An 18,812-nucleotide genomic window follows, 5' to 3' on the forward strand; every position below is an offset into this window, starting at 1 on the left:
GACCCCACACCTTGGACAAAGAAAGGGCCCCGCCGCGAAAACGCGACGGGGCCCTTCCCGAAAGGCGTCAGACGCCCAAATCACCACCGAGGTAGGCGGCCCGCACCTGCGGGTCGTCCAGCAGCTCGGCACCGCGGGCGCTCTTGACCACTCGACCGGTCTCCAGCACGTACGCGCGGTCGGACAGCTTCAGCGCCTGCTGCGCGTTCTGCTCCACCAGCAGGACCGTGGTCCCGCGCTTGTTGATCTCGCGGATGATGTCGAAGATCTGCGCGATCAGCATCGGCGCCAGACCCATGGACGGCTCGTCGAGCAGCAGCACCTTGGGCTTGGTCATCAGCGCGCGGCCGATGGCGATCATCTGCTGCTCGCCACCGGACATCGTGCCGCCGAACTGGGTCTTGCGCTCGTTCAGCCGCGGGAACAGCTCGTAGACCTCGTCGAGGTCGGCCTTCAGCTCGTCCTTGCGGGTGTAGGCACCCATCAGGAGGTTCTCCTGCACCGTCATCCCGGGGAACACGCCCCGGCCTTCCGGTGACTGGCCGATCCCGAGCTCGACCCGTTTGTGGCCGGGCGTCTTCGAGATGTCCTTGCCGTCGAAGAGGATCCGGCCGCTGGTCAGCGGACGCAGCCCCGAGATCGTCTTCAGTGTCGTGGTCTTGCCGGCGCCGTTGGCCCCGATGAGCGAAACGATCTCGCCCTCGTCGACCTCGATGGTCATACCCTTGAGCGCGGCGATCTTCCCGTAGTGGACGTTGATGTCCTGAACCTCAAGAAGCATCTTCCGCCACCCCCAGGTAAGCCTCGATCACCTTTTGGTTGTTCTGCACCTCGTGGGGGAGCCCTTCTGCGATCTTCTGGCCGAAGTCGAGCACGGCCAGCCGGTCGGCGATCTGCATGACCAAGCCCATGTCGTGCTCGATGAGCAGCACGGTGCGGCCGTCATCACGGATCTTGCGGATCAGTTGCTGCAGCGAGTTCTTCTCCGCCGGGTTCATACCGGCGGCGGGCTCGTCGAGCAGCAGCAGCTTCGGGTCGGTCGCGAGCGCACGCGCGATCTCCAGACGGCGCTGGTCGCCGTAGGAGAGGTTCTTCGCGGTGTTGTGCTCGACCCGGCCGATGCCGACGAAGTCCAGGAGCTCCCTCGCCAGCTCGCGGCCCCGCTTCTCTTCCTTGCGGTGCACGGGCAGGCCCAGCGTCGCCGAGATCGCGCCGGTCTTGTGGTGCGAGTCCGCACCGACCATCACGTTCTCGAGCGCCGACATGTTGTGGAACAGCCGGATGTTCTGGAACGTCCGGGCGATCCCGTTCTGGTTGATCTTGAACCGCTTCATCCCGTCGATCCGGGTGTCGCCGAAGCGCACCTGGCCTTCGGTCGGCCGGTAGACGCCGGTGATCACGTTGAAGACCGTGGTCTTGCCCGCGCCGTTCGGGCCGATCAGGGCGAAGATCTCACCCTGGTCGATGGTGAGGTTGACTTCCTTCAAGGCCGTGACACCGCCGAAGCGCATCGTCACGTTGTCGAATTCGAGCAGTGCGCTCATTTCGTCACCTCCGCCGAAGCCTCGGAATCCGGACCCGCGACCTCGGCGCCCATGGCACCCATCCCGCCCGTTCCTTCGTGTAGTTCCGCCTTGCGCTGCCGCGACGGCAGGAGACCCTCCGGCCGCAGCGCCATCATCAGCACCAGCACACCACCGAAGATCAGGATGCGGTACTCGGACAGGAACCGGAACCGTTCCGGAAGCCAGGCGACCAGGAACGCGCCGAGCATGACACCGGGCAGGTTGCCCGCGCCACCGAGCACCACGGCCGCGAGGATGGTCGCGGACAGGATGAACGGGAAGTTGTTCGGCTCGATGAAGACGGCCTTGCTGGCGTAGACCACACCGGCCATACCGCCGAGCATGGCGCCGATGGCGAACGCCAGCAGCTTGAACTTGAACGTCGGGACGCCCATCAGTTCGGCGGCGTCCTCGTCCTCGCGGATGGCCGCCCACGCCCGGCCGACCCGGCTCTTGTGCAGCCGCACCGAGAAGACGATCGCGATCACGATCGCAGCGACGATCAGGTAGTAGTACGGCGCCGGGTCGAGCAGGAACTCGGTCCCGAACATGGGTTCCGGGTGCGGGATGTTGGTGATACCGCGGGCACCGCCGATGGCGTCGGTGTTCGTCGCGGTGATCCGGACGATCTCACCGAAGCCGAGGGTCACGATGGCCAGATAGTCACCGCGCAACCGGAGCGTCGGAGCGCCGAGGATCACCCCCGACATCGCCGCCAGGAAGATGCCGAGCACGAGCGTGCCCCAGAACCCCCAGCCGTGCAGGGTGCCCATCACGGCGAGCGTGTAGGCGCCGATCGCGAAGAACGCGACGAACCCGAGGTCGAGCATGCCCGCGTGACCGACGACGATGTTCAGGCCGATCGCCAGCAGGATGTACACCCCGACCGGGAAGATCAGGACCGTGGTCCAGTCCGATTCCGGGGACATGAACGAGCCGATCGCGGGCGCGGGAAGGATCAGCGCGCCGATGATCAGGGCGAGGTACACGCCATAACGCTGCCAATGCGGGGCGCGTGCCCACCAATCCCGCATACCGTCCACGGGGTGAAAGCCGGCGCGCCCGGCCTTGCCGTTCTCTGGGGACTTTTCAGCCACTTCTTCGTTGCCCTTCATGCGCGTGCCCGCTGCAGCGATTCACCGAGGATGCCGGTGGGTCGGAACATCAGGACCAGCACCAGTACCACGAAGGCGGTGACGTCCTTCCAAGCCGAACCGAAGAAGATGGAACTCCAGTTCTCCACCAGGCCGAGCACGATGCCACCGAGCAGAGCGCCGCGCAGGTTGCCGATACCTCCCAGCACGGCCGCGGTGAACGCCTTGATACCGAGGAGGAAGCCGATGCGGTAATCGGTGTTCTCGTACTCCATGACGTACAGCGCCGCGGCGACACCGGCCATCGCGCCACCGAGCAGGAACGTGAGGCGCACGATCTTGTCGATGCTGACGCCCATCAGCACGGCGGCTTCGGGATCCTGTGCGGTGGCACGGATACCGCGGCCGATGCGGGTGCGGCTGACCAGCTGGTCGAGGACGACCATCATGATCACGGCACCGACGACGACGAACACGTGGTCCGTGCGCACGACACCGTTGCCGATGTGGAAAAGCTCCTCGTGCGGGATGAACCGCGGCGCGTTCTGTTGCACACGGCCGGATTTGTCGGTGATCCATTCGATGATCTCGAGGCCGAACAGCTCCTGGAGGAATAGCGAGGCGCCGATGGCGGAGATCAGGGCGGCGAGCCGGGTCGCGCCCTTCTTGCGGAGCGGCCGGTAGGCCACTTGCTCCAGCAACACCGCCGCACCGCCGGACACGGCGGCCGAAGCGATGATGATCAACAGCAGGACGGCGATCATCCCGAACACGCCGAGCGTGATCGGGGCGGTACCGCCGGCGATGGTGATCAGGACGAACAGGGACGTGACCGTCCCGATCATGAAGATTTCGGAATGCGCGAAGTTGATGAGCCGGAGCACGCCGTAGACCATTGTGTAGCCGAGGGCGATGAGGGCGTAGATGCTTCCGGCGACCAGTCCGCCGATGGTGCTACCGAGGAACTGGGCTTGCAGATCTTGAAGCATGACGTGGATGCCTTACGGGACGGGGCGAGGATTTCTTTCGCCACATTTGCGGGAAGCGGGGGTGCTGTGATCGCACAGCGCCCCCGCTTCCGTTAGGTGTTCCTATCTGCTCCGTCAGCCGTTGAGCTTGGCTTCGGTCGAGACGCCGAGGTTCTTCAGAACACCACCGGTGACCTGGTAGACGTTGATCGCGTCCGTCGACGGTTCGCCGTTCTCCTTGAACTTGATCTGCTTCGAGACACCCTTGAAGTCGATCGTCTTGAGGGCCTCGTTGATCTTCTCCGAGGTGGTGGCGCCCGCCTTGACCGCGTTGATGATGGCGGTCGCGGCGTCGTAGCCCTCGCTCGAGTAGATCGCCGGGTCGACGTTGTACGCGGCCTTGTACTTGGTGCTGAACTCGTCGGTGGAGCCGGCGTCCGGGATGTTGCACGGGCAGCCGACGACGGCCTTCTCGGCGGCCGCGGCACCCGCACCGCTGACCAGCTGGGCGTCGAGCGAGCCGTCACCGGTGGCGAAGGTGGCGGTCACCTGGCTGTCACGCAGCTGCTTGAGCAGACGGCCACCCTGGGCGTAGTAGCCACCGAAGAGGATGATGTCCGGGTTCGCGGCCTTGACCTTCTGCACGGTCGAGGAGTAGTCCGACGCGTCCTTGGCGAACTTGTCGCGCTCGGACGGGACGTTCTTCTCCTTCAAGGTCTTCTCGAAGTTGTCCGCCAGGCCGACACTGTATTCCTGGTCGTCCGAGATGATGTAGGCCTTCTTGGGCGACTTCGCCGTGATGAGGAAGTTGGCGATGGCCGGTCCCTGGCTGGCGTCACTCGCGACGACGCGGTGCCAGTACTTCCACCCGTTCGAGGACAGGCCCGCGTTGGTGGCCGAGGGCGAGACGCTCGGGATCTTGTTCTGCTCCAGCTGACCGCCGATGGCCTTCGACTCACCGGAGAAGGCCGGGCCGATCAGCGCGGTGATCTTGTCCTGGCCGACGGCGGTCGCGATCAGCGACGTCGCCTGCTCGGGCTTGCCCTGGCTGTCGTATTCCTTGAGTTCCAGCTTCGTCGCCGGGTTCGTCTTGTTGTACTCGTCGATAGCGAGCTTGGCGCCGTTGCGGGGCGGGATCACGATCCCGGAGTTCTCACCGGTGAGGTCACCCATGAACCCGATCTTCAGCGTGCTGCTGTCACCGCTGCCGGACGAGCTGCTGCCGCCTGCACAGCCCGCCAGCGCCAGCGACGCAGCCGCCGCGACGGCGAAAACCCGTCCAAAACGCACTCCTGACACCGACTACCTCCCATGACCAACCAGCCGCCGGTAGGCGTTGCCCCCGACACAGGGGCTAGGTTAGGGCAGGAAGATATCCCCCTACGCCATGATCTGCCCAGACGCCCATCACTCTGTGTCCACATCGTGACGGTCGAAACCGGAACTAATTGCACGAAAAGGCGAATGTTGCCGGTTGGCGGGTCTTCGCTGGTCACGCTGGGGATTCACCGCTACCACGTCGATCATGCTCGTGGGTAAGGATCATGTTTCGGCCGCGTATCTTGCGCTTTTTCAGCTCCTTCGTGGGCGGCCGTTCGTCGTAGCAATGCTGCCCCAAAGGGCGTCAACCGTGCCCGCTCTTCTCTTGTGCCGTGACAACCGATGGTTGTCGTCGCGGTCCGAACGGCTGTTGGATCTCGACCCTGACCTCGCGATTAGCTGTCCCCAGAACCGAAACGAGGACCTGGGAGAACATGAAGATGAGCGTCGAAACGATCGAAGGCGTCGCCGCGGGAGTCCCGTTCGTGGCGGTGCCGCCGTCGGACCGGAAACGTCCGGCGCCGCTGGTGCTGACCTGGCATCTGCTGGGCGCGCCGTTCAGCGAGGCGGCCATGGCGGCGGCGCTGCCGATGCGGGGGCTGCACGCGTGGCGGGTGCACCTCGGGCTGCCGCTGACCGGTAAACGGTTTCCCGAGGGTGGTTTCGAGGGCTTCTTCCGGCTCGCGAGCGAGGACAACGTGCTCAACGTCGTCGAACCGCTCACCAAGCAGGTCGAGGCGGAGTTCCCGGCCGCGGTGGCGGAACTGCGCTCCCGCCTGTCCATTGAGGACGGACCGGTGGGGTTGGCCGGCGGTTCGCAGGGCGGCGCGGTCGCGTTGCAGATGCTGACCCACCCGGAGATCGACGTGGCGGCGGCCGCGCTGGTGAACCCGGTGACGCAGCTGGCGCCGGTGATCGCGGCGAACGAGCGGGTCTACGACGTCACTTATCACTGGTCGGACCGGTCCCGCGCGGTCGCCGACGAGTACGACTACGTGCGGCGGGCGGACGAACTGACCGCGCCGGTCCTGTTCGTCATCGGTGAGAAGGACGACGTTTCGATCACGGAACCGGCCGAGGCCCTGCACAAGGCGTTGGGGGAGGGGCGATCCGAGCTCGTCACCATCCCGGGGATGGCGCACGAATTCGCCGACGCGCCCGGCCTCGAACCCACTCCGCAGACGGACCACGCGAAGCTGATCGACGGCGAGCTCACGCGCTGGTTCGCCCGGCACCTAGGGCGCGTTTCATAAGCCGAGTTCGCGGTCTTCGCGCCCAGGTGGCACGAGGCCGATCCGCACCTGGATCATGAAGCCCATCGAACAGGCTTATGAAACACGCCCTAGCTGTCTGAGGTCGTCGTCCGGCAGCCAGGATCGCGCGGGATCGTAGGTGCACCAACCTTCTTCGTGGCTGGTCCGGCCGGCGAGCGCCAGCAGGCGCCGCAGGGCCGGGCCTTCGCCGCGCCGCCACACCACCGACCACGGGAAGAGCGGCGACGGCTCGAACGGCAGGACCCGCAGATTGAGGTCGGACGCGAGGTCCATGTCGGCGCCGGCGAGCGTGACCCGCTGCTTCCCGTAGCGAGTCTGTTCCAGAGTGTGTCTGAGGTCGTAACTGACACCGGAGTCGTCGATCGGGACGTCGAATTCTTTGCATAGGCGTTGCAAATAAGAAAGCCATTCGACCGGGCCGCCCAATTGCGGAATCCAGATGCCCTCGTGTCGAAGATCGGACATTTTCAGGACATCGTTGTCCGCGAGTGGGTGCTCGGGTGCGAGAAGAGCGACCAACGGTTCCAGGCGGACCAGGCGGTGTTCGAGTTCCGCGGGTACTTCGCGGCCGAGGTCCGCGACGCGGCCGAACGCGAGGTCGATCTCGCCGCGGACCAGGGGGTCGAGGGCGTTGGCCAGCCCGCGCCCGGCGACGCGCTCGACGGCCAGCGCCGGGTCGCGCTGGGCGATGCGGCGCAGCATGTACATGGGGGAGAGGCGCGGATCGATGACGTCGAGGCGAGGCGGGCGGTCCTGCAAGCCCATCGCGGCGACGGCGGCGTCGGCCGCGCGGATCAGCTCGCGCGCGTGCGGGAGGAACCGGTCGCCGTCGACGGTCAGCTCGACGGATCGGTTGGTACGCAGGAAGAGCTGGACCGACAAAGCGTCCTCGAGCTTCCGGACGCGCTTCGAAAGCGCCTGCTGGGTGAGGAACAGGGATTCCGCCGCGCGACCGAAATGGCCGTGGTCGGCGGTGGCGACGAACGCGCGCACCTGGGCCGTGTCGAGATCCACGTCCCTGAAGGTACGTGAAGGCCTCCTTGCCTACCCTCAAGGTAGTGAAGGAGGCCTTAACGGACTCACATGCCCGGCGGCCGCTCCCGCACCACGCAGGTCAGCCGCGCCGTGCACGACCGGCGCCCCTGGTCGTCGGTCAGGACGATCTCGGCGGTCACGGTCCCGCGCCCGACGTGCACCGGCGTCGCGACACCGGTCACCCGCCCGGACCGGACCGCCCGGTGGTGCGTGCACGAGAGTTCGAGCCCCATCGTCGCCTTGTCGGTGCCGGCGTTGAGCGCGCAGACCATCGAACCGAGCGCCTCGGCGACCACGGCGTTCGCGCCGCCGTGGAGGAGACCGTAGGGCTGGAGGTTGCCCTCCACCGGGATGCTGCCCACGACGCGTTCGGGACCGAATTCGCTGATCTCGAGCCCGAGCTTGTCGTTGAGCTGCTGTCCGGCGTAGGCCGGGTCGATCCCGGCGAAGGATTCGAGGGCTTGTTCGGTCACGCAGAGCTCCTTAACATTCGTGAACCCGCGACCGCGTCGACGGGGCACGTCATCGAGTTTTTCTCACGTCCTGCCTCCGGCCTGGCGAGTTTCCTGCGCCAGGAGGTCTGAGCAGCTCCGCCGACAGGCCGCAACAGACACGACAGGCAGGACTGTCGGACCCTCACCCTAGACTCGCTCCCGTGAGCCCGAGTGAGAACACGACCGTTGCCAACGCCACACCTGCCACCGCACAGGCCGAGCGGCCCAAACTGCTGCTGATCGACGGCCATTCGATGGCGTATCGCGCGTTCTTCGCGCTGCCCGCGGAGAACTTCAAGACGAAGACCGGGCAGACGACGAACGCGGTGTTCGGGTTCACCTCGATGCTCATCAACCTGCTGCGCGACGAGGCGCCGACCCACCTCGCGGTCGCGTTCGACCTCTCCCGCAAGACGTTCCGGTCGGAGACGTACGCGGAGTACAAGGCCAACCGCAGCACCACCCCGGACGAGTTCAAGGGCCAGGTCGGGCTGGTCGAGGACGTGCTGAAGGTCCTCGGCATCCCGGCACTGACCAAGGAGAACTACGAAGCCGACGACATCATCGCCACGCTCACGACACAGGCGACCGCGGAAGGTTTCGACGTCCTCATCTGTACTGGTGACCGTGACGCGCTCCAGCTGGTGACCGACCAGGTCACCGTGCTGTACCCGAAGCGCGGCGTGTCGGAGATGACCCGGTTCACCCCGGAGGCGGTCGAGGAGAAGTACGGCCTCACTCCGGCGCAGTACCCGGACTTCGCCGCGCTGCGCGGCGACCCCTCGGACAACCTGCCCAGTATCCCGGGTGTCGGTGAGAAGACGGCCGCGAAGTGGATCAGGCAGTTCGGCTCGTTCAACGAGCTGATCGACCGGGTCGACGAGGTCAAGGGCAAGGTCGGCGACGCGCTGCGCGAGCACCTCGGCGCGGTCATGCTGAACCGCCAGCTCACCGAGCTGATCCGCGACGTCGAGCTGGAGCTCGGCCCGACCATGCTCGAGCTGCGTCCGTGGGACCGCGAGGCCGTCCACGCGCTGTTCGACGAGCTCGAGTTCCGTGTCCTGCGAGACCGGCTCTTCGCCACCCTGCAGAGCGCCGAGCCCGAGGCCGAAGAGGGTTTCGAGGTCAGCGGTTCGAAGCTCGCGCCGGGCGCGCTCACGGAATGGCTGTCCGCGCACACCGGCCAGGACCAGCCGGTCGGCCTGGCGTTCCGCACCACCGGGGCCTCGGTCCGTTCCGACCTGAAGGCCATCACCTTCGCGGCCGCGGACGGCGAGGGCGCGTATGTCGACGTCACCGCGATGGACGCCGAGGACGACAAGGCGCTCACGGCCTGGCTCGCCGACGAGAAGATCCAGAAGATCGGCCACGAGCTCAAGGTCCCGCTGCACGCCGTCCGGGCGCGCGGCTGGACGTTCGCCGGGCTCGTCATGGACACCGCGCTCGCGGCGTACCTGGTCCGCCCGGGGCAGCGCACTTTCGAACTCGACGACCTGGCCCTGCGGTACCTGCACCGTGAGCTCCGGTCCGAGGCCGACACCGGGGACGGGCAGCTTTCGCTGCTCGATGGTGGCGCCGAGGACATGGAGCAGAAGGAGATCCAAGCCGAGCTGGTCAAGGCCCGCGCCGTCGCCGAGCTCGCGGGCGCACTGACCAAGGAGCTCGAAGAACTGGGCGGCGCGCAGCTGCTCGCCGAGCTCGAACTGCCGCTGCTGCAGGTGATCACCGGCCTCGAGGCGGCGGGCATCGCGGTCGACATCGAGCACCTGACCAACCTGGAAGCGCACTACCTCGGCCGGGTGACACAGGCCGCGGAGGAGGCGTACGCGGTCATCGGCAAGCAGGTCAACCTCGGTTCGCCGAAGCAGCTGCAGGTCATCCTGTTCGACGAGCTCGGCATGCCGAAGACCAAGCGCACCAAGACCGGCTACACCACCGACGCCGAGGCACTGCAGAGCCTGTTCGAGAAGACCGAGCACCCGTTCTTGCAGCATCTGCTGGAGCACCGGGACGCGACCAGGCTGCGCACCACGGTCGAGGGCCTGATCAAGTCGGTCGCCGACGACGGCCGCATCCACACCACGCTGCTGCAGACCATCGCCGCCACCGGACGGCTCTCCTCGGTCGACCCGAACCTGCAGAACATCCCGATCCGCACCGAGGAAGGCCGCCGCATCCGTGACGCCTTCGTCGTCGGAGACGGGTACGCCGAGCTGATGACGGCGGACTACAGCCAGATCGAAATGCGGATCATGGCGCACCTCTCGCAGGACGAAGGGCTGATCCAGGCTTTCAACAGCGGCGAGGATCTGCACACTTTCGTGGCGTCGCGCGCGTTCTCGCTGCCGCCGGAGGAGATCACGCCGGAACTGCGTTTCCGGGTGAAGGCGATGTCGTACGGCTTGGCGTACGGGCTTTCGGCGTACGGGCTTTCGCAGCAGCTGCGGATCTCGACCGAAGAGGCCAAGGAACAGATGGAGGCGTACTTCTCCCGTTTCGGCGGCGTGCGCGATTACCTCCATTCGGTCGTGGGCGACGCGGCGAAGGTCGGTTACACCGAGACGATCTTCGGCCGCCGCCGGTATCTGCCGGACCTCAACAGCGACAACCGGCAGCGTCGCGAGATGGCCGAGCGGATGGCGCTCAACGCCCCCATCCAGGGCAGCGCGGCCGACATCATCAAGGTCGCCATGCTCAACGTGCACAAGGCGCTGACCGAGGCGAAGCTGAAGAGCCGAGTGCTGCTGCAGGTCCACGACGAGCTCGTCCTCGAGGTCGCCGAAGGTGAGCGCGAGCAGCTGGAAACGTTGGTGCGCCAGGGAATGGGCTCCGCCTACGAACTGGCGGTCCCGCTGGAGGTCTCGGTCGGATACGGCCGGTCCTGGAACGACGCCGCGCATTAGGCCTCGTGAGTGGTAATGACGGTTAGAACCGTCATTACCACTCACGATCGGTAGGGTCGTTCGGGTGACTTCCGAGCGCAGACGCTGGCGGGTGCGGCTGCGCGATCATCGTGGGCGGATCCTGGGCGCCGGGACCATGCTCGACGGCGAACACCTCCTCACCTGCGCTCACGTGATCGAAGGCCACGACGACGTCGCCGTGGATTTCGTGGCGCTTCCCGGTGTGGAGCCCGGAATCGCCACGATCCTCGCGCAGGCCGCGCCCATCGGCGACGACGGCGGGGACATCGCGTTGCTCCGGTTGCGTGACGCCGAGGAACAGATCTCCGGCGCCCCGCTCCACCGGACGGCTCTCGAAGACGGCCAGCGGGTCCGCGCGTACGGCTTCCCGGCGGGTTCGGACGGCATGTGGTCGCTGGCGACCGTCGTCGGCGACGGCGGGCACGGGCTCGAGCGCGTCCAGCTGCACCGGACTCCGGACGCCGAGCCGATCACCCACGGCTTCAGCGGTTCGGCGGTGATCGCCGACAAGACCGGCCATGTCGTCGGGATGGTCGCGACCCGGTACGCGACCGAGGCCGCCCGCGTTTCGTGGATGATCCCGGTCGAGACCATGCTCGGGTACCTGCCCGCTCTGCGCCGCTGGGCCGCAGGCAGCCCCGCTATCGACCCCAGCTTCGTGCAGTACCCGGAACCGCCCGCGATCGATCCGCTGTTCGCCCGCGAATTCGCCCGGTGGCTCGGCGGGCACGGCCGGGCGGACGTCCGGGTGATCATCATGGGCGCGGACGATTCCGCCGTCGCCGCCTCGCTGCGGCGCGCCGTGGTCCTCGCCGACCGCGAACGCGGCGCGGGCCGGAGCGTGACCGGCCCGACGGTCCCGCCGCTGGGCAGTGTCGTGCTCGCCGTCGACGCGGTCGGCAAGACCGCCGAAGAGGTCCGCCGCCGGATCTCCGACCGGCTCGATGTCGCCGCGGATTCGCCCGCCGGCCACCATGCGACGGCCCGCACCGTCGTCGTCTACGGGATCGACGAAGCGGCCGAGCCCGACGCGCTCGTCGGTGAGGTGCTCGTGCCGCTCGCTCAGCGCGCACACGAACTCGGGCTGCGGCTCGCGCTGGCCTTCCGCGAGGAGACCTCGCCGGGGGTGAGCGTGGTCCGGTCGAGCACGGACGTCCTGCCCGCCGCCGAGGACGACACCGAGGGCCGCCTCGCCCTGCTGGAAACCCGATTGGGTGAACTCGACGGTCTGGAGAAGGACAATCTGAGCGACGCGCCCCGTTTCTCCGGCGCCCCGCACGTCCATCCCAAGGCACGACGGCTGAGAGGCGCGTTGACGCAACTGCGTTCGGCGGAGCAGGACGGCGACACCGATTGGGTGAAACGGCAGCTCCCGGTCTGCGAGCGCGCCGTCGCCAAGACCGTCGAGCGCGCCCGCGGCCTCCGTCGCCTCCTCGACGAGAACCTCGCGCGGCGCGCGGAACTCCGTGCCCGGCTCGACGCGTATGGGGAGATGGCCCGTAACGGCGGCCTCGTCGAAGACGTCGAACTGGATACCGCCTACGCACCCGCCTGGCGGATGCTCTTCGAAGGACCGTGTGACCTCGTGGCCGCGGCGGCGGCCGTCGAGCGGTACGCGGACACCGTACGGAAACGGATCGACGGATGACGGCCTGCGGACACGACGGCTGCCCGGGTGTGCTCGGCAAGACCGGGTTCTGCAAGATCTGCGGATTGCCGCCGGGGACACCGGAAGAGCCCGCGCCGCGGGAGAAACCGACCCTGGTGATCCCCGGCCCCGGCGAGGCGCAGACCAGGATCACCAGCACGGTGGTCACCCGTTCCCAGCAGATCGCGGGCCATGCGAGCGCGGACGAGCGCGTCCCGCTGCCGGTCGTCGAGCTCCCGGACGTCGCGGGCCGCCTGCTCACCGAGCCGCATGTCCCGGAGGAGCACCGGTTCTGCGGCAAGCACGGGTGCACGGACACCCCGGTCGGCCGCTCGATCGGCGGCGGACCCGCGCCCACCGAAGGGTTCTGCCCGGTCTGCCGGACGCCGTTCTCCTTCTCGCCCAAGCTCGCGGCGGGCGACGTGGTCGACGGCCGGTACCACGTGCTCGGCTGTGTCGCGCGCGGCGGACTCGGGTTCGTCTACCTCGCGACGGATTCCGGCCTCGGCGACCGGTACGTCGCGCTCAAGGGCCTGATCAACACGAACGACACCGCCGCCGTCCGGATCGCGGAGACCGAAAGCCAGGTGCTCACCGCGCTGGACCATCCGAACGTCGTCCGGATCCTCGACGTGGTCGAATACGAGGACCTCCGCTACATCGTCATGGAGTTCGTCGACGGGCTTTCCCTGCGGGAGGTCAAGAACCGCGGCCGGGCCGCGCTGGACTCCAGCGAAGGACGGCTGCTCGTCGAACACGTCGTGGCGTACGGGCGCGAGATCCTGACCGCGCTCGACTACCTGCACGGTGAAGGCCTGCTGTACTGCGACATGAAGCCGGACAACGTGATCCACGGCGAGAAGCGGATCAAGCTCATCGATTTCGGCGCCATCCGCAAGATCACCGACGACGAAAGCCCGATCGTCGGCACGGAGCACTATCAGGTGTCCCCGCGGGAACGGGCGGAACACGGGCTCACCGTCCGCTCCGACATCCACACCGTGGGCGTGACGCTGCGGGAACTCTTCCAGGCCAGCGACGGCTGGTCGGTCACCACCGACGCGCGCGGCGTCCGGTTCGGCATCGAATCGTTCCTCCGTGTCCTCGACCGCGCGACCGCCCCGTTCGAGCAACGGTTCGCGACCGCGCGCGAGATGCTTGTCCAGCTCGACGGCGTGCTCAGCGAGATCCTTTCCTTACGGGACAAACAATCCCGGCCCGCCGGATCGACGCTGTTCGCCGAAGGGGCGGTCCTGCTCGACGCGGGGCTCGGCCAGGCGCCGCCGCTGGAGCACTGGACGCGGGGGACACCCGTCTCGCTCGGCGCGCGCCCGAGCGCCACGGAGATCGCCGTCGGTCTCCCGGTGCCGCGCGAGGATCCGGACGATCCGCAGGCGAACTTACTGCGCGCCGTCCGGGCTCCCGATGCCGCACGGCTGGTGAAGAAGCTCGACAAGGTACCGGGTTCGGTCGAGGTCGAGTTCCGCCGCTGCCGGGCACAGCTGGAACTCGGGGCGACCGTCGAAGGCGCGCTGGCGGTGGCTGAGGCCGAACGGCTGCTCGGCGAGCGCGCCGCCCACGACTGGCGAGTGGCGTGGCACCGCGGCCTGCTCGCGCTCGGCGCCGGCGATTTCGCGGCGGCCAAGGAGAAGTTCACCGCCGTGTACCGCGACATCCCCGGCGAGGAGCCGCCGAAACTCGCGCTCGGGCTCTGTGAGGAGCACCTCAATGGCGCGGCCGCCGCCGAGCGGTACTACGACGCGCTGTGGGTGCGGGACCGGTCGCAGGTCAGCGCGGCGTTCGGCCTCGCGCGGGTCCGGCTGCTGCGCGGCAACCGCGCCGCCGCCGTCGAAATCCTCGACCAGGTCCCGGAATTCTCACGTTACGACGAGGCGGCGCGGATCGCCGGGGTACGGGTGCTGTCCGCGCCGATGCCGGGTACCGGTGACCTCCCGGCGTCGGCCGAACTCGACGACGCCGTGGTCCGGCTGACCGCTTTGGACCTCGACGGCGACTCCCTCGACAGGCTGGTGACGGCCGTGCGCGAGACGGGACTGGCCGCAGTCCTCCTCGGGCAGGACGGGATCACCGACGGCGAGATTCTGCGCGCGGGCGAGACGGGTGCCCGCACGGTGCTGGACAAGTCGTACCGGCGGCTCGCCCACCACGCGCCGGCGCCGGAAGCGCACGACGTGCTGATCGATCTCGCCAATTCCGTGAGACCGGTGACTCTGGTGTGAGCGCCTGGCCGAGGTCGATCGCGGTCGCGGGTTCACCTGGGAAGGAAGGGGAGCGATGAAGGAACCGAGTCTGGGCCTCGAAGTGCACCAGAACAAGTTCCTGGCCGAGGGGGACCGGGCGATGACCGCGATCGTCCGGGTCGTCTCCCGCGGCGGTGAGGCGGCCGTGGCCGCGACGGCCGCCGAAGTCCTGATGATCGACTGCTCCAGTTCGATGCGCTTCCCCAGCACCAAGATCGGCGAGGCCCGGCGGGCGGCAGCGGCGGCCATCGACGTCCTGCCGGACGGCGTGCGGTTCGCCGTCATCCAGGGCACCGATCGCGCGAAGATGATCTACCCGGCCGAGGACGGCCTGGTGACCGCCTCCGCGGCGACCCGGGCGGAGGCACGCGCCGCCGTCGAACACCTCGCGGCCGTCGGCGGCACCGCGATGGGCGCCTGGCTCGCCAAGGCACGGGACCTCTTCGAACTCGTGCCCGACGCCGTCCGCCACGCGATCCTGCTCACCGACGGCCGCAACGATTCGCAGACGAGAGCCGATCTGATGAGCGTGCTGAACAGCTGCGAGGGCCGGTTCGTCTGCGACGCCAGGGGGATCGGCGATGGCTGGGAGCCCGCCGAACTCACCCAGATCGGCCGGGTGCTGCGCGGGAACGTCGACTCGGTCGTCGAGGACGACGAACTGGCCGAGGATTTCCGGCAGCTGGTCGAAAGTGCGATGACGAAGGTGCTGCCCGAGGTCCGCCTGCGCATCGGCACCATGCCGTTCAGCAGGCTGCGGTCGATCAAGCAGGTGTTCCCGGACGAGTACGACCTCACCGACCGGTGCCAGGAGGTCGCGGTCCGCGAACAGGAGCTGTCGCTCGGTTCGTTCGCGAGCGACGAGACGCGGGATTACCAGCTGATCCTGGATCTCGATCCGGACCTCGAACCCAGGCACGGGCAGGACCGTCAGCTGGCGTGGACGGAACTCGTTCCCGTGCCCGGAGCCACGGTCGAGGAGGACGCGCTGGCCATCGCGGGGAGGTGGACCCGCGATCCTGTCCCGCCGACGCTGATTCACCCGATGATTTCGAAGTACACCGCCCAGGCCGCTCTCGGCGAGACACTGACCTCGGGCGGGGACGCCTACGCGGCAGGAGACCGGGCCGGCGCCGAACGGGACTGGGGCCGGGCGGTCGCCTTGGCCACCGCCGCGGGTGACGAAGAGACGCTGAGCCGTCTCTCGGGGGTGGTGGAGATCATCGACGCGGAGAACGGGATCGTGCGCTTGCGGCCGGACGCGACGCGCAGTCACGCGTTGCACGTCGTCATCCCGTCGAGGGTTTCGGAAATCGCTCGTCCGCAGGAAGATCGGCCGATGCCCGACGGAACCCCGCTCACCTGTGCCGCCTGCCCCGCGCTTTCGCCCGCCGGGGCGAACTTCTGCGTCGGCTGCGGAAGACCGTTCGGCGAGGCGGTTTCGTGACGGCCACCCGGGTGCGGCTGGTCCGGCTCCGCACCGGCCTGCTGGCGCTCACCCTCGCGGTACTGGTGGTGTCGCTGTGGGCGTTCCAGAACGTCCAGAACACGGCGGAGACCGTCCGCGACCGCACCGCGCACGCGGTACTCGAAGTGACCGCCGCCCGGGCCGCGCTGGTGGCCGCCGACGCCGCGGCGATCGCGAGTTTCGCTTCCGGCGAGGCGAGGCTCGCCGGGCCGGGGCAGGAGTACTCGAACCAGTTGGCGCTGGCGAGCCAAAGTCTCGCGAGGGTCGCGGAGTTCAACCAGGCGGGTGAGGAAGGCGGTAACGCGCTTCAGGTGATCGAAAGCCAGGTCGCGGCCTACTCGGGCTCCATCGGGCAGGCCGACGTGCACTTCCGTCAGCCGGACGCCGCCGTACTGGGCGCGGTCGATCTCTGGCACGCCTCAAGGTTGCTGCACGCTTCGGGCGGTGTCCTGGAGGAGCTGGACCTGTTGCAGGGCAGGCAACGCGAGGCACTGAACCGGCAGCTGGCGGCCACCGGGATGAGCCTCGCGATGCTCCCGCTGTGGCTTCTGCCGGTGCTCGCGCTGCTGGTACTGCTGGTCCTCACCCAGCTGTATCTGAGGAAACGGTTCCGCCGCGTGGCGAACGTCCCGCTGCTCGCGGCGACCGTGCTGATCGCCGCCATCGGGGTCGGCCTGGTGTTCACCCTGGTCAGCCGTGACCGGCTGGATTCGGTCGGGGAGCGGCTCGACGGCGTCGCCGCCGCGCGGGCCGCGCAGATCCAGGCGGCCGACGACGAAGGCCAGCGGCGGCTCGCCGACCTGGTGGCCGGGTACTGCGACGAGGAACAGGGGTGCGGTGTGACCGTCGACGGGTTCCGGGAGCGGGTACGGCAGGCCTCCGCGCCGCCGACCGACAACACGCGGGTGGCCACGGCGGGCGCGAGAGCGGTGGCGGCCGACGCCTCCGCCGCGGCCGAATCCGGCGGGCGGGAATTCCTGATCCCGGCAGGCACCCTGCTCGCGGGCGGGCTCGTCCTGCTCGGCCTGCACGCCCGGATCGACGAATACCGGTACCGCCCGTGAAACGACTGCTGGCCTTGGTGATGGCGCTGTCGCTGGTCGCGGGCGGCTGTTCGGCGTCGGCGGAGGACGGGCCGGTCGTCGTCCTCGCGTCCTGGACCGGGGAGGAGGAGAAGGCGTTCCGCCAGGTGCTGGACGCTTTCAAGGCCGACACCGGGATCGACTACCTCTACGAGGGCACCCGTGCCGTCGATCAGGTGCTCGCTTCGGACGTCCAGCGCGGCACGCCGCCGGACGTGGCCGTCCTGCCCAACGCCGGGGTGCTGGCGAAGTACCAGAAGTCGGGTGACCTGCTGCCGCTCGACGAAGACCTTTCGGCCGCGGTGACTCGGTCGTTCAGCCCGCAATGGGTCAGGCTGCAGCAGATCGGCACCGAGAAGGTGTACGCGGTCGCCGTGAAGGCCGATCTCAAGAGCCTGATCTGGTACAACCCCGCTCGGCTGACCGGGATCCGTCCCACGACGTTCGCCGGGCTCCGTGAGTACTCCGCCGGGCTGGCGGCCGCCGGGGGCACGCCCTGGTGCGTCGGGATGGGTGCCCCGCCCGCGTCGGGCTGGCCGGGAACCGACTGGATCGAGGACATCCTGTTGCACTCGGCGGGCCCCGGCAAGTACTGGCAGTGGGCGGCAGGCGGCCTCGAATGGACGTCCCCGGAGGTCAAACAGGCCTGGCTGGACTGGGGTTCCGTGCTCGAGCCCGCCGCGATCCGCGGCGGTACCGCGGCCGCCCTGCTGACCGACTTCGGCGACGCGGGCAAGCCGATGTTCACCGATCCGCCCGGCTGCGCGCTCGAACATCAGGCGTCGTTCATCATGAGCCGGTACCAGAACTTCCAGCGACCGGACGGGACGTTCCCCAAGCCCGGCACCGATTTCGACTTCCTCCCCTTCCCAGGGCGGGACGTCTCCGAGGTCGCCGCCGACCTCGCCGGGATGTTCCAGGACACGCCCGGTGCACGAAAGCTGATCGAATTCCTCGCTTCGGAGAAGGCACAGCGGATCTGGCCGTCGATTCCTCGCGCGAACGCCTTCTCCGCCAACGGGAAGGTCGGCCTCGACGTCTATCCGGACCAGGTGAGCCGCCGGGTGGCGGACACGATCACCACGGCGTCCGCGCTGTGCTTCGACGCGTCGGACCTGATGCCCGCGACGATGACCGGCGCGTTCCACCGTGCGGTCCTGGAATACCTGAGCAACCGGGACCGCCTGGAGATCCTGCTGAAACAACTCGACGACGTCCAAAAGAGCATCCAGCCCGGCGAATGGCTGAATATCCACTGTGGACAGTGAGGAGCATCGGTGAACGACCTGGCGCGGTTCCCCCTCGAAGGCGGCGGTTCGGTGGTCGTCGAGATCGACCCGGTCCCCGGTACCGCCCGGGTCTCCCGGCGTGACGGCCTGGTCGAGGACGCCAAGGGGTCCTTCGAAGCGGCGCTCGCGAACGTCAAGGACGCGGCCGTGGCGGCACTGGACACCTTCCGGTCGATGACCAGGGGACCGGACGAGGTCGAGCTCAAGTTCGGCGTCAAGCTGACCGCGCAGGCGGGCGCGGTCATCGCGAAAACGGGCCTGGAGGGGAACTTCGAGGTCAAGCTGAAGTGGGCCAAGGAGACCGAAGCCTGAACCCGTAACACGCGTGCTCGAAGCCGTAACTCACGTGATCAGAGCCGTAACCCGCGTGCTTGAAGCCGTAACACGTCC

General features: G+C 68.1%; 15 protein-coding genes. 8 read left to right on the top strand and 7 right to left on the bottom strand.

The genetic code is table 11. The features are described from left to right. Window positions 1-67: 67 nt before the first annotated feature. The 5 genes from BLW75_RS40805 to BLW75_RS40825 form a co-directional block, all read right to left on the bottom strand. The gene (locus BLW75_RS40805; RefSeq protein ID WP_034315986.1) at window positions 68-781 is read right to left on the bottom strand and encodes an ABC transporter ATP-binding protein; all 714 of its coding nucleotides are present in this window, start codon (window positions 779-781) and stop codon (window positions 68-70) included. Continuing rightward, on the bottom strand, window positions 771-1,544 hold the full coding sequence (locus BLW75_RS40810) for an ABC transporter ATP-binding protein (protein WP_034315983.1): 774 nt from the start codon (window positions 1,542-1,544) through the stop codon (window positions 771-773). Before BLW75_RS40810 ends, BLW75_RS40805 begins: the two co-directional genes overlap by 11 nt. Then, on the bottom strand, window positions 1,541-2,680 hold the full coding sequence (locus BLW75_RS40815; RefSeq protein WP_034315981.1) for a branched-chain amino acid ABC transporter permease: 1,140 nt from the start codon (window positions 2,678-2,680) through the stop codon (window positions 1,541-1,543). Before BLW75_RS40815 ends, BLW75_RS40810 begins: the two co-directional genes overlap by 4 nt. Beyond that, a complete protein-coding gene (locus BLW75_RS40820) occupies window positions 2,677-3,648 on the bottom strand; it encodes a branched-chain amino acid ABC transporter permease (RefSeq protein WP_034315979.1) in 972 nt (323 codons plus the stop codon). The genes BLW75_RS40815 and BLW75_RS40820 overlap by 4 nt, the downstream gene beginning before the upstream one ends. A gap of 114 nt (window positions 3,649-3,762) precedes the next feature. Then, window positions 3,763-4,917, bottom strand: a complete 1,155-nt coding sequence (locus tag BLW75_RS40825; protein ID WP_034315976.1) for a branched-chain amino acid ABC transporter substrate-binding protein — start codon at window positions 4,915-4,917, stop codon at window positions 3,763-3,765. 464 nt (window positions 4,918-5,381) lie between these two features. Here BLW75_RS40825 and BLW75_RS40830 point away from each other — a divergent pair, with 464 nt between their 5' ends. After that, window positions 5,382-6,200, top strand: a complete 819-nt coding sequence (locus BLW75_RS40830; RefSeq protein WP_034315974.1) for an alpha/beta hydrolase family protein — start codon at window positions 5,382-5,384, stop codon at window positions 6,198-6,200. A gap of 75 nt (window positions 6,201-6,275) precedes the next feature. Here BLW75_RS40830 and BLW75_RS40835 read toward each other — a convergent pair whose 3' ends face one another. Continuing rightward, on the bottom strand, window positions 6,276-7,235 hold the full coding sequence (locus tag BLW75_RS40835; protein WP_034315972.1) for a LysR family transcriptional regulator: 960 nt from the start codon (window positions 7,233-7,235) through the stop codon (window positions 6,276-6,278). 65 nt (window positions 7,236-7,300) lie between these two features. After that, entirely contained in the window at window positions 7,301-7,729 is a 429-nt protein-coding gene (locus BLW75_RS40840; RefSeq protein ID WP_034315968.1) for a PaaI family thioesterase, read from the bottom strand. A 182-nt stretch (window positions 7,730-7,911) separates the two neighbouring features. Between BLW75_RS40840 and polA the strand changes: the two genes are divergently transcribed. The 7 genes from polA to BLW75_RS40875 all read left to right on the top strand — a co-directional run bounded on the left by polA (window position 7,912) and on the right by BLW75_RS40875 (window position 18,734). Beyond that, complete coding sequence (gene polA / locus BLW75_RS40845) at window positions 7,912-10,653, top strand: DNA polymerase I (RefSeq protein ID WP_034315966.1); 2,742 nt, start codon at window positions 7,912-7,914, stop codon at window positions 10,651-10,653. A gap of 64 nt (window positions 10,654-10,717) precedes the next feature. After that, window positions 10,718-12,322, top strand: a complete 1,605-nt coding sequence (locus BLW75_RS40850) for a S1 family peptidase (RefSeq protein WP_034315964.1) — start codon at window positions 10,718-10,720, stop codon at window positions 12,320-12,322. Next, entirely contained in the window at window positions 12,319-14,562 is a 2,244-nt protein-coding gene (locus BLW75_RS40855; protein ID WP_034315962.1) for a serine/threonine-protein kinase, read from the top strand. The genes BLW75_RS40850 and BLW75_RS40855 overlap by 4 nt, the downstream gene beginning before the upstream one ends. A gap of 55 nt (window positions 14,563-14,617) precedes the next feature. Continuing rightward, window positions 14,618-16,030 (top strand): VWA domain-containing protein, encoded by a 1,413-nt coding sequence (locus BLW75_RS40860; protein WP_034315961.1) that lies wholly within the window; start codon window positions 14,618-14,620, stop codon window positions 16,028-16,030. Further along, window positions 16,027-17,115 carry a hypothetical protein gene (locus BLW75_RS40865; protein WP_034315958.1) on the top strand — a complete coding sequence of 363 codons (1,089 nt, stop codon included), beginning with the start codon at window positions 16,027-16,029 and terminating at the stop codon, window positions 17,113-17,115. The genes BLW75_RS40860 and BLW75_RS40865 overlap by 4 nt, the downstream gene beginning before the upstream one ends. Beyond that, the gene (locus BLW75_RS40870; RefSeq protein WP_091599493.1) at window positions 17,112-18,401 is read left to right on the top strand and encodes an ABC transporter substrate-binding protein; all 1,290 of its coding nucleotides are present in this window, start codon (window positions 17,112-17,114) and stop codon (window positions 18,399-18,401) included. Before BLW75_RS40865 ends, BLW75_RS40870 begins: the two co-directional genes overlap by 4 nt. 9 nt (window positions 18,402-18,410) lie before the next feature. Next, window positions 18,411-18,734 (top strand): CU044_2847 family protein, encoded by a 324-nt coding sequence (locus tag BLW75_RS40875; protein ID WP_034315957.1) that lies wholly within the window; start codon window positions 18,411-18,413, stop codon window positions 18,732-18,734. The last annotated feature ends 78 nt before the right edge of the window (window positions 18,735-18,812 follow it).

It is taken from the genome of Amycolatopsis lurida, assembly GCF_900105055.1.
In the GTDB taxonomy this organism is placed as follows: domain Bacteria; phylum Actinomycetota; class Actinomycetes; order Mycobacteriales; family Pseudonocardiaceae; genus Amycolatopsis; species Amycolatopsis lurida.